The sequence below is a fragment of the Acinetobacter sp. CFCC 11171 genome (assembly GCF_003268405.1).
GTDB lineage: Bacteria > Pseudomonadota > Gammaproteobacteria > Pseudomonadales > Moraxellaceae > Acinetobacter > Acinetobacter amyesii.
The window spans coordinates 63,201-87,454 of the sequence record NZ_LQXP01000007.1; the positions used below are offsets into that span (position 1 = coordinate 63,201).

At 39.7% G+C, this 24,254-nt stretch carries 20 protein-coding genes; 11 read left to right on the forward strand and 9 right to left on the reverse strand.

Annotated features, from left to right (window positions below):
* Positions 1 to 16 precede the first annotated feature (16 nt).
* A complete protein-coding gene (locus AVJ20_RS05340; protein WP_111884427.1) occupies positions 17 to 943 on the reverse strand; it encodes a DUF808 domain-containing protein in 927 nt (308 codons plus the stop codon).
* 202 nt (positions 944 to 1,145) lie between these two features.
* Between AVJ20_RS05340 and trpS the strand changes: the two genes are divergently transcribed.
* Positions 1,146 to 2,159 (forward strand): tryptophan--tRNA ligase, encoded by a 1,014-nt coding sequence (gene trpS / locus AVJ20_RS05345; protein WP_111884428.1) that lies wholly within the window; start codon positions 1,146 to 1,148, stop codon positions 2,157 to 2,159.
* A gap of 353 nt (positions 2,160 to 2,512) precedes the next feature.
* On the opposite strand, the gene lysS is transcribed toward trpS, so the two are convergent.
* Complete coding sequence (gene lysS, locus AVJ20_RS05350; RefSeq protein WP_111884429.1) at positions 2,513 to 4,039, reverse strand: lysine--tRNA ligase; 1,527 nt, start codon at positions 4,037 to 4,039, stop codon at positions 2,513 to 2,515.
* A 463-nt stretch (positions 4,040 to 4,502) separates the two neighbouring features.
* Between lysS and AVJ20_RS05355 the strand changes: the two genes are divergently transcribed.
* The gene (locus AVJ20_RS05355) at positions 4,503 to 5,009 is read left to right on the forward strand and encodes a YqiA/YcfP family alpha/beta fold hydrolase (protein WP_111884430.1); all 507 of its coding nucleotides are present in this window, start codon (positions 4,503 to 4,505) and stop codon (positions 5,007 to 5,009) included.
* 92 nt (positions 5,010 to 5,101) lie between these two features.
* Here the strand turns inward: AVJ20_RS05355 and AVJ20_RS05360 are convergent, their stop codons facing one another.
* Positions 5,102 to 5,647: an adenine phosphoribosyltransferase gene (locus tag AVJ20_RS05360; RefSeq protein ID WP_078189930.1), complete on the reverse strand. Its 546-nt coding sequence runs from the start codon at positions 5,645 to 5,647 to the stop codon at positions 5,102 to 5,104.
* A gap of 526 nt (positions 5,648 to 6,173) precedes the next feature.
* On the opposite strand from AVJ20_RS05360, the gene rubA reads away from it, so the two are divergent.
* From rubA to AVJ20_RS05385, 5 genes are all read left to right on the forward strand, one after another.
* Positions 6,174 to 6,338 carry a rubredoxin RubA gene (gene rubA / locus AVJ20_RS05365; RefSeq protein WP_005179369.1) on the forward strand — a complete coding sequence of 55 codons (165 nt, stop codon included), beginning with the start codon at positions 6,174 to 6,176 and terminating at the stop codon, positions 6,336 to 6,338.
* Positions 6,339 to 6,415: 77 nt separating this feature from the next.
* Complete coding sequence (locus tag AVJ20_RS05370) at positions 6,416 to 7,594, forward strand: NAD(P)/FAD-dependent oxidoreductase (RefSeq protein ID WP_111884431.1); 1,179 nt, start codon at positions 6,416 to 6,418, stop codon at positions 7,592 to 7,594.
* A 58-nt stretch (positions 7,595 to 7,652) separates the two neighbouring features.
* Positions 7,653 to 8,591, forward strand: coding sequence for an esterase EstB (estB, locus tag AVJ20_RS05375; protein ID WP_111884432.1), 939 nt, complete (start codon positions 7,653 to 7,655; stop codon positions 8,589 to 8,591).
* An 11-nt stretch (positions 8,592 to 8,602) separates the two neighbouring features.
* The gene (gene oxyR, locus AVJ20_RS05380) at positions 8,603 to 9,508 is read left to right on the forward strand and encodes a LysR family transcriptional regulator OxyR (protein ID WP_111884433.1); all 906 of its coding nucleotides are present in this window, start codon (positions 8,603 to 8,605) and stop codon (positions 9,506 to 9,508) included.
* 761 nt (positions 9,509 to 10,269) lie between these two features.
* Positions 10,270 to 10,881 carry a response regulator transcription factor gene (locus AVJ20_RS05385; protein ID WP_111884434.1) on the forward strand — a complete coding sequence of 204 codons (612 nt, stop codon included), beginning with the start codon at positions 10,270 to 10,272 and terminating at the stop codon, positions 10,879 to 10,881.
* Between the two features lie 84 nt (positions 10,882 to 10,965).
* Here the strand turns inward: AVJ20_RS05385 and ppk1 are convergent, their stop codons facing one another.
* Entirely contained in the window at positions 10,966 to 13,047 is a 2,082-nt protein-coding gene (gene ppk1 / locus AVJ20_RS05390) for a polyphosphate kinase 1 (RefSeq protein ID WP_111884435.1), read from the reverse strand.
* A gap of 146 nt (positions 13,048 to 13,193) precedes the next feature.
* On the reverse strand, positions 13,194 to 13,871 hold the full coding sequence (gene mtgA, locus AVJ20_RS05395; RefSeq protein WP_078193019.1) for a monofunctional biosynthetic peptidoglycan transglycosylase: 678 nt from the start codon (positions 13,869 to 13,871) through the stop codon (positions 13,194 to 13,196).
* A 78-nt stretch (positions 13,872 to 13,949) separates the two neighbouring features.
* Here mtgA and AVJ20_RS05400 point away from each other — a divergent pair, with 78 nt between their 5' ends.
* The gene (locus AVJ20_RS05400) at positions 13,950 to 14,774 is read left to right on the forward strand and encodes a rhomboid family intramembrane serine protease (protein WP_111884455.1); all 825 of its coding nucleotides are present in this window, start codon (positions 13,950 to 13,952) and stop codon (positions 14,772 to 14,774) included.
* A 128-nt stretch (positions 14,775 to 14,902) separates the two neighbouring features.
* Here the strand turns inward: AVJ20_RS05400 and AVJ20_RS05405 are convergent, their stop codons facing one another.
* Together AVJ20_RS05405 and AVJ20_RS05410 are read right to left on the reverse strand one after the other, a co-directional pair.
* Positions 14,903 to 17,404 (reverse strand): ABC transporter permease, encoded by a 2,502-nt coding sequence (locus AVJ20_RS05405; RefSeq protein ID WP_111884436.1) that lies wholly within the window; start codon positions 17,402 to 17,404, stop codon positions 14,903 to 14,905.
* Positions 17,401 to 18,132, reverse strand: a complete 732-nt coding sequence (locus tag AVJ20_RS05410) for an ABC transporter ATP-binding protein (protein ID WP_111884437.1) — start codon at positions 18,130 to 18,132, stop codon at positions 17,401 to 17,403. The genes AVJ20_RS05405 and AVJ20_RS05410 overlap by 4 nt, the downstream gene beginning before the upstream one ends.
* Before the next feature lie 11 nt (positions 18,133 to 18,143).
* Here AVJ20_RS05410 and AVJ20_RS05415 point away from each other — a divergent pair, with 11 nt between their 5' ends.
* Positions 18,144 to 18,773 carry an arylesterase gene (locus tag AVJ20_RS05415; protein ID WP_078193022.1) on the forward strand — a complete coding sequence of 210 codons (630 nt, stop codon included), beginning with the start codon at positions 18,144 to 18,146 and terminating at the stop codon, positions 18,771 to 18,773.
* A gap of 83 nt (positions 18,774 to 18,856) precedes the next feature.
* Here AVJ20_RS05415 and AVJ20_RS05420 read toward each other — a convergent pair whose 3' ends face one another.
* The gene (locus AVJ20_RS05420; protein WP_111884438.1) at positions 18,857 to 19,471 is read right to left on the reverse strand and encodes a carbonic anhydrase; all 615 of its coding nucleotides are present in this window, start codon (positions 19,469 to 19,471) and stop codon (positions 18,857 to 18,859) included.
* Positions 19,472 to 19,805: 334 nt separating this feature from the next.
* Here AVJ20_RS05420 and AVJ20_RS05425 point away from each other — a divergent pair, with 334 nt between their 5' ends.
* Complete coding sequence (locus AVJ20_RS05425; protein ID WP_416240538.1) at positions 19,806 to 20,846, forward strand: alpha/beta fold hydrolase; 1,041 nt, start codon at positions 19,806 to 19,808, stop codon at positions 20,844 to 20,846.
* A gap of 46 nt (positions 20,847 to 20,892) precedes the next feature.
* Positions 20,893 to 21,900 (forward strand): hypothetical protein, encoded by a 1,008-nt coding sequence (locus AVJ20_RS05430; RefSeq protein ID WP_111884439.1) that lies wholly within the window; start codon positions 20,893 to 20,895, stop codon positions 21,898 to 21,900.
* 37 nt (positions 21,901 to 21,937) lie between these two features.
* Here the strand turns inward: AVJ20_RS05430 and AVJ20_RS05435 are convergent, their stop codons facing one another.
* Positions 21,938 to 24,133, reverse strand: coding sequence for a TonB-dependent siderophore receptor (locus AVJ20_RS05435; protein ID WP_111884440.1), 2,196 nt, complete (start codon positions 24,131 to 24,133; stop codon positions 21,938 to 21,940).
* Positions 24,134 to 24,254: the final 121 nt, after the last annotated feature.

Here is a 24,254-nt window from a genome sequence, read left to right on the forward strand (position 1 = left end):
TCCGTGCGTTTACAGATTAATCCTTTTGCGACTTTGGCCATACCTTTTGAATTAAAGATACGACGCACAGCACGATTAAACCTGCAATAAAACCTGTCACTAAATTGATTAAAGTCGGTGTTAATGCACCCACAATACTGCCAACTGTAGGAATATGTTCTGCATAATCTACAGAGCCTTCAATAAAATGGTGTAGCAAAGGCACACCATGGGTAATGATGCCACCACCCACTAAAAACATGGCAATCGTACCAACAATGGTCAATGTCTTCATCAACTTAGGTGCAAATGCTAACAAACCTTGTCCAACGGTCTTTTTAAATTGTGATGCTTGTTGAGTGAGATAAAGCCCTAAGTCATCAATTTTGACAATCATCGCGACAAAACCATAGACACCAACGGTCATTAATATTGCAATCACCGAAAGTACCATGACCTTGGTCCCAAATGCCGCAGTTGCAACCGTACCTAATGAAATCACCACAATTTCAGCAGATAAAATAAAATCGGTCCGGATGGCGCCTTTGACTTTTTCTTTCTCAAAAGTCACCAAATCCGTTTCAATATGAGTCATCTCTTCACGAGCAACTTCTTCTGTTTTGGCTTTTTTATGATGCAAACTATGCAGAACTTTTTCCACGCCCTCATAGCATAAGAACAAACCACCAATCATCAATAGTGGTGTAATCAGCCAAGGTGCAACCACACTGATCAATAAAGCAGCCGGAACCAAAATTAATTTATTAACAAAAGAACCTTTGGCCACAGACCAAACAACTGGAAGTTCACGATCCGAACGTACACCACTGACTTGTTGCGCATTCAGTGCTAAATCATCTCCAAGGACACCTGCTGTTTTTTTGGCTGCCATCTTACTCATGACAGCAACGTCATCCAGCACAGTTGCAATATCATCCAGTAAGATTAATAAGCTACTCGCCATTATTTTTATCCTTTAGGCATTTTTTAATATTCTAATTCTATTTACCGCTAAAATTGTATTTAGTTTTTTAATAATTAACAAAATATTCACCCATTTTTCAGTCAATTGTGCTGTGTCAGTAACAATCAAAAATAGAATGCCGTACAATGGTGACATTCTTTGAAAATCAACCGTAGCTTTGACTACCACTTTGGAACAGATAATGAGTACTCAAGATAATCGTCCAGTGATTTTGACTGGCGACCGTCCGACTGGACAATTACATTTAGGTCATTTTGTAGGTTCTTTACGTTCACGTGTAGGTTTACAAGATTCGCATCATCAACATCTTCTTTTAGCTGATGCTCAAGCCTTAACTGATAATGCCGATAACTTCGAAAAAGTTCGTCGCAATATTATTGAAGTCGCAACCGATTATCTTGCTGTAGGAATTGACCCAACCAAAACCACGATTTGCGTTCAATCATGCTTACCAGCATTGAATGAATTGACCATGTTATATTTGAACTTTGTGACGGTTTCTCGCTTAGAGCGTAATCCAACCATCAAATCTGAGATTCAAATGCGTGGATTTGAGCGTGACATTCCTGCAGGTTTCTTATGCTATCCAGTGGCTCAAGCTGCCGATATTACAGCATTTAAAGCATCTGTCGTTCCAGTGGGCGAAGACCAAATTCCAATGATTGAACAAACCAATGAAATTGTTCGTCGTTTAAATCGTCAAATTGGCCGTGACGTACTTCCTGAATGTAAAGCTTTACTCTCTAATGTCGGCCGCTTGCCAGGTTTTGACGGTAAAGCAAAAATGTCTAAATCTTTGGGCAATACTATTGTGCTTGACGCGACTGATAAAGATATCAAGAAAGCTGTTAATGCAATGTATACCGATCCAAATCATTTACGTATTGAAGATCCAGGTCAAGTTGAAGGTAACGTCGTATTTACTTACCTCGATGCATTTGACCCTGATAAAGAAGCTATTGCAGAGCTGAAAGAACATTATCGTCGTGGTGGCTTAGGCGATGGTACTGTGAAAAAGCGTCTTGAAGGCGTGCTAAAAGAGCTCATCGGTCCGATCCGTGAACGCCGTTTAGAATTGCAAAAAGACCCTGACTACATCATGGATATTTTAAAAACCGGTACAGATAAATGCCGTGATATTACCCAACAAACGTTAGATGAAATTAAATCTGGACTGGGTGTTTTCCACTTCTAAATTTAAAAAATTCCGTAAAATTAAGCCTTTCCATTATGAAAGGCTTTTTTACAAGCACTTTTTGTGAAGGTATTCACAAAATCTCCTTAGTTTTAACGTTAGGTAACATCACTTAACGTGAACACCAATGAAATGACTGACCGTTCACTCTATTATCTATTTATGTTTTAGGAATACCTAAATTCATAACATTTCTCCTTTACCGAACCTGTGAAAACAGATTCGTTGTTATACGCAATGAACACCCCAATCATTGCGTATTTTTTGTCTAAAAATTAATGTAAATATTTTAAATTTTTCTATTGAAACAATAAAAAACCCGCATTAAGCGGTTTTTTATTTCAAAAACTAAATTAGTTTTTATGACGCATATGAGGGAATAAGATCACTTCACGAATACTTGCAGCATTCGCAAATAACATCACCAAACGGTCAATACCAATCCCCTCACCCGCTGTAGGAGGTAAACCGTATTCCAATGCTTCAATGAAGTCTGCATCGTAATGCATTGCTTCATCGTCACCCGCATCTTTTTCAGCAACTTGGGCTTGGAAACGTTCAGCTTGGTCAATCGGATCATTTAACTCTGAGAAACCATTTGCCAATTCACGACCACCGATGAAGAATTCAAAACGGTCCGTAATATGTGGATTTTCATCATTACGACGTGCCAATGGTGAAGTTTCCGCTGGATATTCTGTGATGAATGTCGGTTGACGAAGTTTTGTTTCAACAGTTTCTTCAAATACGATGGTTTGAAGTTTGCCTAAACCAAAACCAGGTTTTACTTGCTCTTTCAGTTCATTTTTAACGAAGTTTGCAAGAAACTCACGGTCAGATACATTTTCAGCGGTGAATGTTGGGTTGTGTTCAAGAATCGCATCAAACATCGAAATTTTCTTGAATGGACCTTTGAAACTATACACTTCATCACCATAAGGCACATCAGTCGAACCTAAGATGTCGATGGCCAATTTTTCAAGCATATTTTCTGTCAAAGCCATCAGGTCTTTGTAGTCTGCATATGCTTGGTAGAATTCAATCATGGTGAATTCTGGATTATGACGTGTTGATACACCCTCGTTACGGAAATTACGGTTAATTTCGAACACACGCTCAAAACCACCAACGACCAAACGTTTTAAGTAAAGTTCAGGCGCAATACGCAAGAATAAAGGCATATCCAATGCGTTGTGGTGAGTTTCGAATGGACGCGCAGACGCACCCCCCGGAATCACATGCATCATTGGTGTTTCAACTTCCATGAAACGCTCATTGCTCAAATATGAACGAATACCTGACACCACTTTTGCACGAATTTCAAAAGTTTTACGTGTTTCTTCGTTCATGATGAGGTCTAAATAACGCTTACGGTATTTAACTTCAGTATCAGTCAAACCATGGAATTTGTCTGGAAGTGGACGGAGTGATTTGGTTAAAAGCTCAAAATGTTCAATATGAACATAAAGGTCACCTTTACCAGAACGACCAATATAACCTTTAATGGCAATAATATCGCCCAAATCGAGTGCTTTAATTGTTGCAAGAACATCAGCATCCAACTCTTTACGTGGTACATAAAGCTGGATACGACCAGTCATATCTTGGATTACGATGAATGAACCACGGTTCAACATCACACGACCAGCAACTTTTACATAAACCTTTTCGCCTGCTTCAATTTCTTCTTTTGATTTTTCAGCGAATTGATCTTGTAGGTCTTGTGCATAGTGTTCACGCTTAAATGTGTTAGGCCACGGGCTAACACCTGTTTCCTTGGCGTGCTCTTTGATGTGCTCTAACTTGGCATGACGCTGTGCAATTAAATCGTTTTCGGAAATGGCTTGTTCAGAAGTCGATTGAGCGTTATGTTGCGTCATCTCTGTCTCAAATAGTTAAAAAACGGAAGTTGCATAGCATAGCAGATTTCCTTTGAATTGAGCAGTAAGCAATGCGCGCATTTTTTTAATAAGTAGAAATTTATCGAAGTAAGATGTTTTAATCGTTATAACTTCAGGTAGACATAAAACATACCTTACAAATATGCAGTAGATAAAAAATTAAATACTCAAGCTCGAAAACCTACATTTTAACGATATCAAATGATAACTAAAAGCTTTTAAAAATACTTATAACTATCAATACATTAAAATAAATACCAATAACTTAATTCAACCTTTTAATCTATTTTCTTTAAGACTAAAGTCTTTTAAATGCCTATAAATTAGACCAAAAGCTAAATTCTCTTTTTGACAATTCTCTCTACAATGAAGTCATAAAATTGTTGAAAAATAAAATATTCAACACATCCAAAAATGTTTTAAAACAGTGTGTAGAAAAACAATGACTTCCTGCTTATCGAAAATTCTGTTTTTACATGGATTGGATTCTTCCCGTGAATCTACGAAGTTCCATGCCATCAATGCAAAACAAAAATTCTGCATTGAAGTGGACTATCGCAACTTAAATTTTCAAACTGTTGCGGATTTTTACCACGAGAGTATTGAAACCATTAAGCCCGATATCATCGTCGGGCATAGTCTCGGGGCATATTGGGCATTAAAAATGTCGCTGTTTCATCGTATTCCGTGTGTAATTGCCAATCCGAGTCTGCATCCAGACTTTCGTGACGACTACCCTGCAATTAATGAAATAGATTTGGATAACGATATTCCACAAATTGCATATATCGAACGTGGCGATGAAATCTTGGATATGTATGAGGCAGAAAAACAACTCGAAGACTATATGCAGGTTCAAGTGATGGATGGCGGACACCATCGTCTACAATGCCCTGAAAATATTAATGATTTAATCCAACATCTCGAATTAAATTACTTAAAAAAATAAATCATAAGATTAATCATAAGCAGCAACGTCGTTTTATCAGACATAAAAAAGCCTTGTCGTAGACAAGGCTTTTTACATTTTAAACCTGACGCTTAGGCAGCATCTGCTTCAGGACGTGTTTTATCATCTAAAACAGACCAGATATTTAAACCTAAATCTTTATGCAAGTCAGGCAAATCTAAGAAAATGCTTGCGCCTAAAACTTGGTGTTTACATTTTTCAGCCAATTGTTTCACTGCACGAAGCGTACCGCCCGTCGCCAATACGTCATCCACAATAATTACTTTTTGTGATTCGATTTCAGCCGACATTTCAAGACGATCTAAACCGTATTCAAGGCTATAACCAACACCGACAACAGGTGGTGGTAATTTTCCGGCTTTACGTACCAACACCAAACCTTTGCCTGTACGCTGAGCAAGTAAGCTTGCCAAAACAAAACCACGCGCTTCAACTGCAATAAAGCTATCTACTTCTGCCAATTGCTCAGCTGGAATACTTGCAATTAGGGCATCAGTTAACGATTCGATGTTATTCATAAATAACGGCGTAAGGTCAAAGAAACAAATTCCTGGTTTTGGAAAATCTTGGACAGTACGAATGTTAGACCACAATGCCGCAGCAGTAGAATTACTCATAATAGGAGAAAATAAATTAAGGAAGGAATGTGTGAATTTTAACGCGATTTGAGAGAAAAGAACAGCTAACAACCCTCCAAAATGCATATTTAAAATACAGTGAATTCACATAAGCTATTGATTATTAATATTGTATTTATTCAAAAAATATCAAATATATATTTTCCTAATCATAAAATAAAAGATTTTAGAGATTTTTTCTGCAAGACTTTAGTCTATGAAGATAGAAAAAGCGGTATTTAGAACCCAATTCACGGAAATGAATTCCAATATAGCTTTCAATAGGCATAAATATTGTCAGACAATTTTTCCCAGATCTGGGTTTTGATGATATTTATTGTCCCTCACTGCCATTCTGCTTTTAATTTCACTCATTAAACTCTTAGCCACTTTACTTTATCGTTAGAACTGCGTAAAAATTTAACATAAGAGTCTACTGTATAAGGCTAATTAACCTTAAGGTATAAACTTATACAGTTATGAAGTATTTACTGACTTAATTTTGTGTCAGTTTTTGGAGAATGGAATGAAAAAGTATCAGTGCATCGTTTGTGGATGGATTTATGACGAAGCAGAAGGGTGGCCACAAGACGGTATCGTGGCAGGAACGAAATGGGAAGATATCCCAGATGATTGGACTTGCCCAGACTGTGGCGTCTCAAAAGTAGATTTTGAAATGGTTGAAATCTAATAAATAGAATCTAAGACCATCATTGTTATGGTCTTTTTTTTGTCTTTAAAAAATATGAAATGTGTTTGGAGTTGAGTATGCACCCTATTGTCATTATTGGTTCTGGTATGGCGGGATATGCCGTTGCACGTGAATTTCGAAAGTTAAATACTGAACTAGAACTTATTATGATCTGTGCGGATGATGCCATTAACTACGCTAAACCGACATTATCCAATGCGCTCGTTGGTAATAAAACTCCTGAGCAAATCCCTCTAGGGGATGCCGAAAAAATGTCGGCTCAACTCAATATGCAAATCATCAATAAGAGTTGGGTTAAATCCATTGATGCAGCAAAACATGAGCTTACTATTGAAAGCCAAAATGGAACTCAAACACAACTATATTCAAAACTCGTTTTAGCAGTCGGCGCAAATCCAATTCGCTTAGCTATTTCGGGTGATGGCAGTGAAGACATTCACGTCGTCAACAATTTAGATCACTACAAAGCTTTCCGTAAACAGCTTGCAGCACGTGAAGATAAACGTGTGGTAATTTTAGGAGCAGGTTTGATTGGCTGCGAATTTGCCAATGACCTCCAAAATACTGGGGCCAAAGTATCGGTGGTCGATTTAGCACCGCAACCTTTAGGTCGCCTCCTGCCGTCTCATGTCGCCGCTAAATTCCAAAGCAATTTAGAAGAAACGGGCATTCAATTCGTTTTAGGTACGACTGTTGAAAAAGTCTCACGTATTGAAAATGGTGACTATCAAGTGAGCCTTGCCAATGGTCAAAGCTTAGTGGCAGATGTTGTGTTGTCTGCGATTGGCTTACAACCTGAGATTAACTTGGCAAAACAAGCCGGCATTCACACCAGTCGTGGCGTATTAACCAATAAAAGCTTAGAAACCAACTTGGCAGATATCTATGCTGTCGGTGACTGTGCTGAAGTCAATGGTACCCTTCTGCCATACGTGATGCCAATCATGCAACAAGCGCGTGCTTTGGCAAAAACCCTCAATGGCGAACATACCGCAGTGCATTATCCTGCCATGCCTGTAGCTGTTAAAACACCTGCTGCACCTTTAACTGTCCTTCCTGCACCAATTGATGTAGAAACCCAATGGGAAACAGAAGAACTTGAAGATGGCATGATTGCTCGTGCGATCGATCAAGATGGCGTATTACGTGGATTTGTACTGCTCGGTGCAACTGCTGGGAAGCAACGCTTAACTTTGACTAAGCAGGTTCCGGACTTGATTCCTGCTTCAGTTTAAGGTTTAAATACAAGGACGTCCTGATAATAATAGACGTCCTTTTTAAAGGAAAATAACAATGAATAGTGCCCTTCAGTTTAATATTTCACCTTATGCCTCTTTTATGCATGAAACTCGCGTAGAGTTAGGCAATGGCATTGAACTTCATGTCGAAGTGGGTGGTCATCCTGAAGATCCTACAATCTTATTGATTATGGGACTCGGCGCACAAATGTTGTATTGGCCCGATTTCTTTTGTAAGTCCCTAATAGATCAAGGTTACCGAGTTATTCGCTTTGATAATCGTGATATTGGTTTGTCGAGTAAAATTCGTAGCCCAGGCCCACGTCTTAACACCTTTAAATTGATGGGACGTTTTGCCTTAGGTCTAGAAAATCAAGGTGCGCCCTATGATCTATACGATATGGCAGACGATGTTGCACTGTTAATTGATCGTATGGGACTTGATAAAGTCCATATTTTAGGTGCTTCGATGGGCGGCATGATTGCTCAAATCGTGGCAGCACGCTATCCAGACAAAGTTCACAACTTAAGCTTACTGTTTACCAGTAACATCCACCCCTTACTTCCACCGCCATTTCCAAAGCAATTATTTAGTCTAATTGAAAAACCTGAATCTAACGATGAAGATGGCATTATTAACCATAGCCTGAAAGTTTTTAATATTATAGGCTCTCCAGGCTATATTAATCAGCTTGAAGCGATACAAACTGCACGTAAACTCTATAAGCGGAGTTATTACCCAGCGGGTGTACTTCAACAGTTTTTAGCAATATTATGTACAGGTTCCCTGCTGCAGTTGGATAAACAAATTCAGCATAAAACCATTGTGGTTCATGGAGCTCGTGACCGTTTGCTGCCGCCAAGCCATGGTAAGGCCGTTGCAAAGGCTATTTCAGGTGCTAAATTTGAATTAATTGATGGAATGGGGCATGATATCCCACCGCATTTTATTCCATATCTTAGCGGTTTGTTTGCTGATCACTTTAAATCATAAATTAGGACACTATGGCTGCATTACCATCCTTAAGACAGCTGTCATATCTAGTAACACTGTCAGAAACGCTACACTTTACTGAAGCTGCGCGTCGTTCTTTTGTCACCCAGTCTACTTTGTCTGGCGGGATCATGGAACTTGAGCGTTTACTAGGTGGCGTATTGGTAGAACGCGACCGTCAAAACGTGCGTTTAACTCCTCTTGGCGAACAAGTTGTCGGACGAGCCCGAGTTCTATTGGCAGATGCGCAAGACCTAATGCGTTTAAGTCGTGAAATGAGCGAACCTCTAACGGGTGATTTACATCTAGGGGTCATTCCTACTATTGCGCCGTTCTTACTTGCGCCATTATTAGAAGAAGTGCATAAGCAATTACCAAAAATTCAATTGCACTTACATGAAGCACAAAGTGAAAAAATTGTTGAGAAACTTGAGCACGGTAATCTAGATGTCGTATTACTTGCTCTTCCTTTCGATACACGTAGCTTGAAAGTTGCAGAAGTAAACAAAGAAAAATTGTTCTTGGTGTACAACAAAGCTGACCAAAATGCAGCTCAAGCGAAATCTCTAGACGACTTAGATTTATCTCGTTTAATGTTGCTTGAAGAAGGCCATTGCTTACGTGATCATGCTTTGAGTGCTTGTCCGATTGGTGAACGTAAAAATGACCATCGTTTAAAAGCAAGCTCATTGCCAACTTTGGTTGAAATGGTTTCCGCAGATTTAGGCTTTACCTTATTGCCTGAAATTGCAGTTTATACCAATATGATCAAAGCCAATGAAGATTTGGCTGTGAAAGAAATTGAAGCAAGTCCTACACGCACATTGGCATTGGTAACACGTAAGAGTACACCGCTTCAAAGTGAATTTGATGTATTGCTTCAAATCTTGCAGAAAATCACTAACAATCTGCACTAATTAATCAGTTTGAAAATTAAAGAGAGCCCTGTGCTCTCTTTTTTATTTGGCAGAAATGAATAATGCAGAAGTAATAATATTGAGATGAGTTTAAAATTGAAAATGAAAAATACATTCTCTAGAAAAAAGAAAAGGCTAACCCAAATAGGTAGCCTGATAAGGTAATATATGACTTGATGTATATCTCAATTCATCGCCTCAACAATATCTTCACACTAGCCAGATAAGTAAGAAGATAAATACATCTTAGTAAAATATAACTTTCGTTAAAATCACTAGTTTCAGGTATTTTAGATAAAGTATGTCTGATTCATTTTCAAACGGCTTTTTTTATAATAGTATTTTTGTGCTATAAAATAAACATAGATGAGAAATAAATCACATTATTTTGAAAATTTATTAATATTTATATTTAAAATAACTAAGCAATAAATCAATATTAACTCACAACATAAACAGTTCAATTTATCAGTTGTTAAAATACAGCTTTCATATTTAAATTATTGCTTTTTCAATCCACACCCAACCTTGACTATTATTTAACCAGATATTATAAAATTAAAAACGAAAAAACTATAAATCTTTGCATTCAACATAATGAAAAAGACAAAAAAACATACATAACTTAATTTTCATTATTTTACAATAACTTAATTATACTTTGATATATAAATCACTACTTCTAGGTATATTTTTCTAATTCAATTTCATGCACATTATGGAAATGCAATTTGATTAAAAATAATAAATGAGCGAAATGTATGATGAGTGAATTTTTATTACCAGTGCCTGTTTTGATCATTGATCATCAATCAATGACTTCAAAAACAGTGCTGTTTAACATCTTAGAAAATCTCGGTTATCCTGAAGATCTCATCACATTTACAGAAAACTTAGCAGATGCAGAACAACAAATTTTCAATCAATTACCCAATTTAATTTTTTTTGTGATCACTCAGCAGTCTGATATCTCTTTCATCCATAAAATCAAAAAGATTTATCCTTCGAGTAATCTCATCATTTTAGTCAATGAACAATCTACAGATTTAACCTTGCATGCCATTCAGTTAGGTGCAACCGCCTATATGTTGATTCAACAACCGTTGGAAGACACCTACAACCAATTGAAAACTATTTTAAGAGGTGGCGCTGCATTGCATCCAAGTTTTGCTAAATTTTTATTGAGTGAAACTTTTAGTCCGCAAAATGCAGCACCTAAACAGCTCAGTCTGAATCCAGCTGAATACCAAATTTTAGATATGATCAGCCATAGCGCGACTCAAGAGCAGATGGTCCGTGAGTTAAAACTTTCAACGTATCAAATTGATGGTTTTGTTAAAAATATCTACCGAAAAATTAGTAGCTACAGCTAAATTTAGTTCAGATAAATGATTCAAAAAAACTTATAAATTAAAAAAATAAAGGGAGCACTGCTCCCTCTTACTTTTCTAACGCATTTATTTAAATGCTTCTATAAGCACATGCTGTGAATTGTGTGCTTCCTCACCCTCTTGAACATGCGTACGAATCCAACGCCCATCACTTTGGAGCAACCAAGCTTGCTGATTATCTTTTAAGTAATTCACTAAACCTAATTGATAAATACGCTTTTTCAACGCTGGATCTTCAATTGGGAAACAGGCTTCCACGCGATTAAATAAATTACGATCCATCCAGTCTGCACTTGAACAGAAAATACGTGAATCACCATTATTACTGAAATAATACACTCGAGTATGCTCTAAAAAACGCCCAACAATAGAACGCACGCGAATATTTTCAGACAGCCCCGGTAAACCTGGACGCAAACAACAAATAGAACGAATAATTAAATCAATCTGTACACCTGCTTGTGACGCTTCGTACAGTTTATTGATCAACTGAACTTCTGTTAATGCATTAACCTTGACTATAATTTGCGCAGACTTGCCCGCTTTAGCATTAGTAATTTCATTATCAATATAATTGATGAGTTGAGTATGTAAAGTAAATGGTGCATGCAGCAGTTTTTTTAGCTTCGCCATTTTACCCATACCGGTCAATTCTTGGAAAATACGATGTACATCTTCACAGAGTTCTTTATCTGTGGTTAACAGGCCATAATCCGTGTAGATACGCGCATTTCCCGCATGATAGTTGCCCGTACCTAAATGCACATATCGCACCAATTTATTGTTTTCGCGGCGTACCACCAAAATCATTTTGGCATGAGTTTTATAGCCCACGATGCCATACACGACAACTGCGCCTGCTTCTTGTAATACATTGGCCACAGCAATGTTTGATTCTTCATCAAATCGTGCTCGAAGCTCAATTACAGCGGTGACTTCTTTACCATTACGTGCTGCTTCCGCTAAAACTTGCACAATCTCCGAATCTGCGCCACTTCGATAAAGCGTTTGTTTAATGGCCAAAACTTGTGGATCACGTGCAGCTTCACGCAGTAAATTAATTACCGGTGCGAATGATTCAAAGGGATGGTGCAGCAAAATATCTTGTTTTTGCATCGCACTAAAAATGTTTTCAGATTTTTTGAGTACTTTCGGTATAACAGGAATATGCGCGTCATAACGTAGATGTGGACGTTTAAAGTTTGACAGTAAACGTGCAAGGTTAACTGGTCCATCTACTTTATAGAGTTGCTCTTCTTCTAAATCGAACTCATCAAGCAAATATTCATAAATATGCTGCGGACAATTTTCTGTCACTTCCAAGCGAACGGCGCGACCAAAACGACGTGAATTCAACTCACCTTTGAGGGCTTTAGCCAAATCTTCAACATCTTCATTTAAAGCCAAATCGGCATTACGCGTCACGCGGAATTGGTAGCACCCCGTCGCCGTCATGCCGGGGAACAAATCAGAGACATGTTCATGAATAATTGCCGATAACATCACATGATGCTCTTTGCCACCAGTTAATTCATCAGGAAGCCGAACGACACGTGGCAGCGAACGTGGTGCAGGTACAACAGCTAAGTCAATCTGACGGCCAAACGCATCCTTCCCTTCTAAAGTCACAATAAAATTCAACGACTTGTTGACCAAGCGAGGGAATGGATGTGCGGGATCTAAGCTAATTGGCGTTAAGACCGGAGCAACTTGCTCTTGAAAATATTTTTTCACCCATGCCGACTGTGCAGGGGTTAACTCACCACGACGTAAGAAGCAAATGTCTTCTTCACGCAGTTTGGGTAAAATTTCTTGATTTAAAATACGATACTGGCGCTCAATTGCCGCATGCGCTGTCGCAGAAATTTCATCTAATACTTGTTTTGGTGTTAAGCCATCTGGACTGCGGCTTTCATTACCTAAGTCTAGCTGTTCCATCATTCCCGCAACACGAATTTCAAAAAATTCGTCTAAGTTACGTGAAAAGATCAGCAAGAAATTCATGCGTTCAAGTAATGGATGTATCGGATCAACCGCTTGTTCGAGCACACGCAGATGAAAGTCGAGTATCGATAACTCTCGATTAATATAACGATCATTATAAGTATATTCAGTAGGTACTTGCGCGACTTCAGCTGCAGTATTCATCTCAAACCCATATTAAAAAATGTGTGCTGTACTCAGTTTAGTATGCTTCAAATTTGTGACAATTTCATAAAAAAAGCCCATAAAGATGAGCTTTTTGTTGTAATTCAAATCGCTGCCATGCCATTTGACAAGTGTTTAGATCATTCTTAATCCGGGATATGGCTATAACGCATATATTTTTGGATCATACGTTTACGATAATTCAGCTTACGATCTTGTCGATTTTCATCATAATATTTTGGATTAGGTAAAATAGCCGCAATAAATGCCGCTTGCTCTCGGCTCAAACTCCGTGAACTTTTACCAAAATAGTGCTGAGTTGCAGCTTCTACGCCATAGATGTTGTCCCCAAACTCAACCGAGTTGAGATATACCTCTAAAATGCGTTGCTTCGTCCACATACGTTCCATCATCCATGTTGCAACGGCTTCCTGTCCTTTTCGGATAAATGAACGCTTGTTATATAAAAATAAGTTCTTTGCCAATTGCTGAGAAATGGTGGATCCGCCTGCAACCACTTTGCCTTTATCTTTATTGCGTTCTAAAGCATTTTGCATGCCTTCCCAATCAAAACCTTTATGTTGTAAAAACTTGCCATCCTCAGCAGCAACAACAGCATGTTTGACATAATCACTAATTTGGTCGTAATCACGCCATTCGTGTTTAATCGGTTTGGATGGCTCAGACCAATAATCTAAACGCATCATCATCGTCGATTCCACAGGATGCGTACGCCACCACACTAGACTACCAAAGATCCAAAGCTGCACCAAAAGCACAAGACTGACAAGAATTAACAATGTACGAACAATAAAGGCTTTCATGTCAGTGTGTTACTCCAGAAATTCTGTTTTTTCATGTTAAGCTTATTTTTAAATATTTTGACACAGTACAAGAATAGCATGTCTGAACTCAGCCCTCCTGCTGTATCAACCCGTAAGCTGCAAATCCAACTGTGGTGGATCACGGCACTCTTAATTACCATCAATGTTGGACTCTTTGCCTGGCAAGTGTTGCATGGAATGAACGTAAGCCAACCCGACACACTGGATGCTTTGCGTTGGGGTGCTGATTATGCACCTTTAACCTTTTTAGAGGAACCCATCCGCTTATTCAGCAGTATGTTTTTTCATTTTGGCCTGATTCACTTGATGTTGAATATGTGGGCTTTGTATATTTTTGGCAGTGTTGCCGAGCAAATGTTAGGTCGTTTCTACTTCCTCGGCCTGTATGTTTTAGCCGGACTGATGGGAAGTTTATTGAGTGGGTATTTAACCATTCAGGACAGCTATGCATTATTGGCCGAAGGTGCAGCCAATCAGCAGCTTTTCCCGAGTATTGGTGCAGGTGCATCGGGTGCAGTGATGGGACTGGGTGCCGCGCTGACGATTATTTCGCTGCTCCCCATGTTACCTAAACAGCAATTTTATCTGGATAAAAAAACCTTATTGATGGTGATGGGCATTAACCTCGCAATGGGCTTTATGATCAGTGGGATTAACAATGCCGCGCATATTGGCGGCATGTTGATGGGGGCTGCGTTGGCTTTCATTTGGTATGTGGGACAAAAAGTACATCAATCCCTAATCATTCAAATGATCGGTCTAATCGCCGCGGCAGTCGGATGCTATCTGTTTTATCTACATTGCCAACAATTAATCCAACCGATTTTACCGCTTTGGGAACACTTTATCCTACTGATGAAGCAATCTCTCGCAGCACGTTAAACAGTGGAATGAACCCTGTGGCTATAACACAGACATGTTGAAAACACGTCAAATCATGTCTAAACCTGAACTACGCACTGGGTTCTTGCTCCACTCTTAACTTGCTCAGCTCTTAACCATCTCCACCCTTAACTATTTAGTTCACGTAAACTTTCTAAGGGTGGAATATCGCAAAGATAACTTAAGCGATAACGTCCAATCAATGTACAGACTAAGGTCATTACCAGTGGGAGGATCAACCAAATCTCTGCATGTAGCTGGATGGTCAGTTCCATTTTATAACTGACAATCGCACTGATCACTTCAGCAAAAATACATGCCACAACGCCCGAAATTAGCCCCATCAAACCGACTTCCAAACTCAGCATCGACTTTAACTTTTGCTTGGAACTGCCGAAGGAACGCAGTAATGCCACTTCTTTTTTGCGTTCATCCATAAATAAATTCAAACATGCTACCAAGACCAAAATGCCTGAAATACTGACCAACAGCGCCAAGATGGTAATAATTTGAACCAATACGCTGACGATGCGTTTGATCTCATCCAAAATCAGACTAACATCAATAAACACGGTATTCGAAAACTGCTGAATCAGATCAATTAACTGACTTTTATCTTGCGGTGGAACATAGAAACTCCCCAAATAACTGCCTGCATTTTCATCCATGGTTTTGGGAGAAAAAATAAAGAAGAAGTTTGGACTAAAGCTTTCCCACTCTACACTGCGAAGGTTGATCACCTTGGCTTGCAAAATCCCTTCAGGAAGGCTAAAACTCAGTCGATCTCCAATTTGAATACCGAGCTCTTGTGCGGTTTTCACCTCTAACGATACTTCATTGACTTGTTGAAACTGCTGACTACCCGCGATGATTTGATTATCTTTTGGAAAAGTTGCAGCCTGTGTGAGATTCAATTCACGGCGTAATGAATTATTGCTTTTAATTAAAGCATCCGAAAAAGGGAGATCATTTTTGGCAACTAATCGTCCACGAATATTCGGGTACATCGGCGTCCCTTGCCAACCATGCAGCTTAAGTTGTTGATTAAAATCCTGCAACTCAAATGGCGGTAATCCATAGACAAATTGGTTAGGTGTTCCGTGTGGCAATTGTTGTTGCCAACGTTCCAGTAAATCTGTACGCAATACCGCTAAAACTGTAATCAGACTCAGCCCCAATGCTAATGCAGTAATTTGAAATGCCGTTTGATACGGTGTGCGTATATACGCTGAGATTTTCGTCCCCCAACTTTTCAAGGCCTTTAAACTGAGCCAGACCATCATATATAGGCCAACACATAGGAAGATGATAGCGCAAATCAGCCACAGGGTGAGTTGAAAATTTTCAGTTAAAACCACACAAAACACCACCAAACTGAGTGTACCGAAACTGAGCATCCAAAGCATGGAACGTACAGAACGCTCTTGTTGTCGTATCACCCGTGCTGGCGGTGTCCCTAATAATTGCCAAAGACTTGGAAGAACAAATCCTAATAGAACAATCGCACTGGTGAATATTGCAATTGGAAGCGGACCAAGCAGCATAGACAGGGCTGAAAACTCTAATTGTAAATTTGGAATCAACTGTAGCATCAGTTGCAATAAGCCATAACCCAATCCCAGACCAATCAAACTTCCAAACAGGATTGAAAGCCCGAGTACAACCAACAGTAAAGCCAGATAAGCACTTAATATTTGCTGTTTGGTCGACCCAATACAGCGCATCAGTGCAATGGCATCCTGATTTTGTTGGACATAGCGCTGACTGGTTAATGCGATGGCGATACCACAAAGTAGAATGGTTAAAATATTCGCCAGTTGTAAAAACGTTTCTAGGTTTGCAATCGGCTTCATCAAGCGGGTATTGCCTTCACTGGCATTTCTCAATTTCAAACTGCTTTGAGCTGCATCCGGAACCTGCGCATGATCTGAGTTAGCAGCACGGTCTTCACTTTGATCACCAAATTTCTGCTTATACAGTTTTTCAAATCGCTGGGTATTTTGTGCATCTCCTGCCATTAACAGGCGATATTCAATCCGACTCCCGACTTGGATGGCATTGGTTCTCGCCACCTCAGACTGCGCAATCATAACTGTCGGTGAAAAACCACTGAAACCGAGTTCCTGATTGGTGTCATGGATGATTTTGGCACTGACTTGAAAAGCAGCATCGGCAATATTGATCTGATCTCCAACCTTTACACCCAATAAATCCATGGCACGAGGACTTAACCAGACCTCACCTGCTTGTATAGAACGGTTTAGTTTCGGTTCTGTTTCGAGTTCACCTCGTAATGGAAATGCAGCATCAACGGCTTTGACATTGACCATGACAAATTGCTGATCAGTGTGCGCCATGCTGCTAAATAGCGTGACATTCGATTGTTTTAATTGCTGTGCTTTGGCTTGTTGTTGCCACTCTTGTGGAATTGGTTCATTGGCTGTCAGCACCAAGTCTGCTGCCAACATTTCAGCAGCTTGTAGCGCTACTGCATTTTGAATTTGTACATTGCTAAACTTTAAAGCAGTGGTAGCACTGATCGCCAAGGTCAGTGCGATCAATAATAAATACACACCCGTGGTTTTAAAACTCAGTTGTAAGAGTGGTCGAAACAGTGCCAAAAGATTCATGCAGCATCTCCTGTTCGATGCTCAATCAATTGACCATTGACCAATTCAAAGTGGCGCTGACATTGACGGGCCAAATCGGCATCATGCGTCACCAATACCAAAGTGGTTCCCATTTCACGATTTAACTGAAATAACAGTTGTTCAATTTCCTGTGCCGTCGCACTGTCTAAATTACCTGTCGGTTCATCTGCAAAGATCAGATCGGGTTCACTCACCAAAGCACGGGCAATCGCAACCCGTTGCTGCTCACCACCCGATAAAACTTTAGGGGCTTGATGCGCTTGGCGTTCTAGTCCGACCTTTGCTAACAGTTTTAATGCTTTTTCTTCGGCAGCTTTGACCTGAAAATTTGCTTGTAACCGTAGCGGCAGCATGACATTTTCCAGTGCCGTTAAATGTGGCAACAACTGGAAAGACTGAAAGACAAAACCAATATGGGCCAAACGGACTTGAGCACGCTGTTCTTCATTTAATAGATGAATGTCCTGACCACAGACCCGTAACTGTCCAGAACTGGCCTGATCTAAGGTCGCCAAAATCCCCAACAAGGTGGATTTACCTGAACCAGAACGACCGGTAATCGCAACTTGTTCCCCTGCAAATATTTCAAGATCGAGTTGTTCAAAGATCGATAACTGTTTTTGTGGAAGTTGTATCTTTTGTGTCAATTGCTGTGCAGAAATAATCGCCTGTGGCATGATGTCAACATCTGTCGTGAGTTGGGTCATATCTTCCCTATATGCAAAATCGCATTCAAAATAATCGTCTATTGAGTTACTTGCTGGCTATTGCACTGATGTTCTGCCCGATGCTGCTCTCTGCCAAAACCATTATGATTTTGGGCGATAGCTTAAGTGCAGGTTATGGTGTTTCAGTGCAGCAAGGTTGGGTCCACTTATTACAAAAACGGCTAGACCAACAGTATCCGAAACAACATAAAGTGGTCAATGCAAGTGTCAGCGGTGAAACCACCAGTGGTGCTTTGGCACGACTCCCTAAACTATTGCAAACCCATCGTCCAGACCTTGTGGTGATTGAGTTAGGTGGTAATGATGGTTTGCGCGGACAGCCCCCTGCACAAATTCAAAAAAACTTAGCGCAGCTGATTCAAAAAAGCCAACAGGCCAAATCGAAAGTCATTTTATTTGGAATGAAAATTCCACCGAATTATGGCAAGGCATATAGCCAAGCTTTTGAAAATAACTATCAAGTGTTGAGCCAACAGTACAAAGTCAAATTATTACCTTTCTTTATGCAAGGGGTTGCGGGACATAAAAACTTAATGCAACAAGATCAGATTCACCCGAATGCCAAAGCGCAAACAATTTTGCTGAACAATGCTTATCCATTGATCAAAGCAAGTTTATAAATTTAGTGGGTGAAAATGGATTCGTTAAAAAAGGCGCATCATTTGAGCGCCTTTTTTTAAATCTTGTATTTACTGTAGTTTGCTTAGAAATCGTAGAAGCTTACTTCACCCGTTTCGAGTGAATACTCAGCGCCCACCACTTTTAGTTTGCCTTGCGCAATTAAGTTTTCGAGGACTGCTGAACCATGACGCAGTTGATTTACTGATGCAAAAACGTTTGAACGTACTGCATGCATTGAAAGTTTTTCGAGGTCATCTTTCAATTCAGTTTGCATAAGTATTTCTACAGATGGACGAACGCGATTCACAATCGACATCAAGTTCGCTGATGGTGGTGTCGCAGGGTTAGTTAAAGCTTCAATCGTAGAATGAATCGCGCCACAGTGTGTATGGCCCAATACAATGACCACAGGACAACCGAAGCTTTCTGCTGCAAATTCCACGCTACCGACTTGAGACGGTGCCACAATATTACCTGCAACACGAATCACGAATAAATCGCCTAAGCCTTGGTCAAATACCATTTCAGCAGGAACACGTGAGTCTGAACATCCTAAAATAATCGCAAAAGGTTCTTGGCTTTCGGCCATTTCAGCACGTTGTTGATGCGTCAAAAGCTTTGGGTGATTCGTTTCACCGTCTACAAAACGTTGATTCCCTTTTTTTAAACGATCTAAAGCTTCTGCTGCTGTTAGCATGTTCTAATTACCCTTATCCGAAGTTGCAATATTTTAATCCCAGTCGAATCGATTGTCACTTGCAAAAACAATTGCTGTGAATTTTTTCTACGACGATGCAACTTGATAGAAAATGCTACTCCACATTCATCAAAAAAAATTATTTTTTCTGTAATGGTTCACATTATTAAAACGCAAGTTTAACCACGTCAAAAAAGCAATGGATGACAAAGGTCATTTTTAATTTACAATATATTTCATAAATATACGCTTTTACTATTTCAGCCCATTCTGATAATAGTCATATAAATGATCTAAAAAATATATCGATTCGATTTAACTGGGGTAAACGTCAATGAAAGGACATCATTCACGCGTTTTTGGCTTTTTTAAGCTAGCAACAATTTGCTGTATGACGTTTACTGCCAACCATACTTTGGCTGCAAATCCGTCTCCCATCAGCAAAAACCTGGCTATACCCTCTATCGTGCAAAACTATTTGAGCCAAGAACGTAAAGCGGCTGGTTTAGTTACACATAGCGTTCAAGTCGGCAATGTGAATTGGAGTTATAGCGAAGGCGGTCAACGCTCTAAACCTACCATCTTGCTGATTCATGGTTTAGGCGGCACACGTGATAATTGGAATCGTGTTGCGCATTATTTAACACCGAACTATCACGTGATCATCCCCGACCTTCCGGCCAATGGCGATACACATGTGCCGGTCGATTTTGATGTCTCAGTGCCGAATGTCACGGAACAACTACGCCAGTTTGTCCTTAAAATAGATATTGAAGATAAACTGAATGTTGCAGGTCACTCATTGGGTGGTTCCATTGCCACGGTATATGCCTCTCAATATCCTTTTGATACCCAAAGTTTATTTTTACTCAACAGCGCGGGCATTTATAAACAGGCCAATACCAGTTACACCCGCGACCCGTATAAACTTAAAAATTTAATCGTTTCAAAACCGGGTGATTTAGATGATGTCATGCATAAACTCATGCAAAATCCGCCCAATGTTCCGACACAGCTTAAAGAAGCGCAGGAGAATATCTTAATTGCGCGTGCGCCCTTCACCAGTAAAATGATCGATCAAGTCGTCACGCTCAATCGAATCTACACCCCTGAAACTTTTGCCCGATTAACACGAACGGTGGAAGCACCAACCCTGATCCTTTGGGGCAAACAAGATAAAATCTTTAATGTGGAAGTGGCTGGCGAACTCAAGTCTTTACTGAAACGTGCAGAAACCCCTGTGATTTTAAATAACGTCGGTCATATGCCAATCTTAGAAGCCGAACAACAAGTTGCAGACCATTACTTACCTTTCCTTGCGAAAAGTCAAAAGTTTAAAAACCCTTTGGTAGATAAACTGATTCAGTTAAACTGAGCATTCGCCATTTTTAGATACCCATGACTGGGACTTCAGGGAAAGTATGCAGAAAAACCCGATGATTGAGCAGTTGATTGACGCTCAACTGAACTTTTTAGATCAGAGCTTTTCACACAATGATACCGTAGCCACTGAATTCACCCATTTTTATCAATGGTTTCGTAAACAATCTTTGCAGCAGATTTGGAGTTTTGATCAAATCAATGCTTTGTTGCAGAAACAAATTTTAAATACCCCTGCAAGTCAATTTCTGATTGAGCAAATTGCTGAACATATCAAATTTGCACTGATTCATCCTGCAAATGACAGCACCACGATTGCCGAAATCATTCCTGTGTTGACCATCGATAAAATTGCGCAGTATGTGGCAAGTAAACAAGGACATCGTCAGCGTTTAATTCATACCATGGTCAACAATCCTGCATTTTCAGCCATGATCAGTCAGTTGATTCAACATGCGATACAAGATTATTTAGACAACTCAGTGATTGCAAAATCGGTACCCGGTGTTTCACGATTTATGAAAATGGGGAAATCGGTACTGGAAAATGTCACAGATACCAATTTAGATAATGCTGTCAGCAAATACTTGCAAAAGAATATTTTAAAGCTCAGTCAAATGAGTGAAACCGTGTTAAATCAGCACTTTGATGATCATAAGCTGTACCACTTTCAAGCCAATTTATGGCATAAAATTAAAGCGCTGCCAGTTTCGGTATTAAAGAACTATGTTGAAGTTCAGGACTTGCCGCAAACGGTTGCGATGGGTCATGAAATTTGGGACTTTATGCGACAGTCTGAGTATATGAAACAGCAAGTGCATGATGGCGTATACGCTTGGTACGTGCGTAATGCAGAACGCCCTTTTGATTTATTGCTGCGTGATTTAAATATTGATGAAGCACTGATTCAGCATGAACTTCGAAACTTACTCAATCCTATCGTTCAACAAATGATTGAGTCGGGTTATTTGCGTGAGCGTTCACGTCTCTATTTAGAACAATTCTACTACTCAAGTGAAGCACTGAAAATTTTAAATATCCCAACATAAAAAAAGCCGCGTTAAGCGGCTTTTCTTTTGGAAGTACTTAGAACTGGTATTTCAAACTTGCATAATAAGCTCGACCCGGCTCGTTATATGTTTGGTTGACCGTTTTATCACGCAGTTTTTGCTCATCAAATAGGTTATTCACACCGATACGAGCACTTAAAGCCGCATTAAATTTATAACCAAAGTTAATGCCTGCAATGCCATAACTTTTCACGCTATCCATCGCCAAGCCATTTTTGCTTTCAAGACTGGTTTCTGCATATTGACGTGGTTTTTGACGACCATATTGGGTATAGACAAAGTTACTGTCTAATCGATCCGTGATGTTGTAGTTCAAAATAGAGTTTAGTGTGTAATTCGGAATAATCGAAAGCGGGTTGCCTGTACGTTTATCTTCAGAGTTGATCATATAAGTAACGTTATTGGTCCACGTGATATCACCCCAGTCCAAAGAAATACTTCCTTCAACACCTTCCACCAAGGCTTCTGGCGTATTCATCCAACGCAGTACATTATATGTTGTTCCATTTACTTCTAGTTCTTCTAGACGTGTATCCCCTGCAACGATCTTATTTTTATAATCATTACGGAACCATGCAAAGCTTGCATTTACGATGTCTTTTTCAAACTGTACACCTAATTCTTTATTCACTGAAGTTTCAGGTTTGAGATCGCCATTACCTTGTAATAGACATTGGCTCAGCCCAATCGGACAGCCATTACCGCGAGTGCTTAACAGATAACCTTCCGCATTTTGGTACATATTAGGTGCTTTATACGCCTTAGCTACACCACCTTTTAGTGTCCAATAGTCACCAAGTTTTTGCGTAATATTGAGACTTGGACTCCAGCTATCTCCCGATTTACTATGATTATCATAACGCAGTGCCAAAACAACATCGGTGCTTTCGCCCAAATTCATATTATTTTCAATATAGGCCGACGCAATCCGTGAATCCATTTGTGAACGGTCACCTGAAGTCAGCGCATCACCAAAACCGCCTGCGCCAGCTTGTGTATTAACCGTATCGGTAAAGTCATCTTCGACCCACTCAGCGCCTAAAGTTAATACTTGTGGGACATACCATTGGAACGGCAGATTGGCTTCTGCATTAAAGCGAATGGTTTCTAGATGTGACGTTTGTTTATTCTCGAGATTATTAATTTGTCCCTCAGTACTACCGCCTGTCCCTTCAGGTAGGCGTTTATTTTTAGTTTTATCATATTGCGCAATGAGTTTACTATCACCCCAACCCCACGTGCCTTCATGGGTTAATGCAAAACTATCACGATAAATGGTATTGGTTTCTTCACCGATTAAAGCCGATAGAATAGGCGCTTTGTTTGGATCGGCTGGATCAAATACACTGTTTTGACTGTCACCTGCAAAACGGTTGCCTTGGCGGCCAACACTTGCGTCAAACATCAAGACTTGTTGATCGTTCAACTGCCAAGCCAAACGCCCAGCGATATCTTTATTTTCAACGCCTTCTCGACCCGCCATACGCGCACCATTGTCCATTAAGGCATTAATATCCGCAGCATCTGAATCGGTTTTGTTATAACTACCGTATAAACGATATGAAAGGACATCTTTAAGAATTGGTCCGCTTAAGTTAAAGCTTTCACGGTGACTTGCGCCCTCTTTAGCGTCTTCAGGTTGATTGGTAAAAACCTCCACAGAGCCATGCACTTCATTGGTCACTTTCTTGGTTTTAATATTGACCACACCACCCATCGCACCTGAACCATAACGCGCTGCTGCTGGACCACGCAGCACTTCAATCGATTCAATGGCATCTGCAGGTACCCAGTTCGAATCGCCACGAGTATCACGCTCACCGCGCCAGCCATAACGTACTGAGTTTCTCGAATTTACAGGCTTGCCATCAATTAAGATCAACGTGTTTTCAGGCCCCATACCACGGATATCAATCTGACGGTTATTACCACGTTGGCCTGTGGCACTGTTACCAGTCAAATTCACACCCGGCATACGGCGCACATACTCTGAAATATCATTCACAACCGGCATTTTTTCTAAATCTTCTGCCGTAATTTTTGAAGCACCTAATGATTGTTTAACCTGTTCTGCTGCAGTAACAACAATGGTTTCCATCTTCGTTACGGATTCATCTGATGCTTCAGTGTGCACATCTTTTGCATGCGTCAAACTTACCAATGCACAGAGTATTGAAAGTGTAAGCGTTGATTTTAATAGTTGTTTGGTCATTGAGTGCTTCCAAATAAACGTATTTATGGAGAAATCTAGAATAATGTGTTGCACATTGTAACCAACACAAATAATATTGCAATTAATTTTAATAATCATTCTCATTTATATTTGTGATATC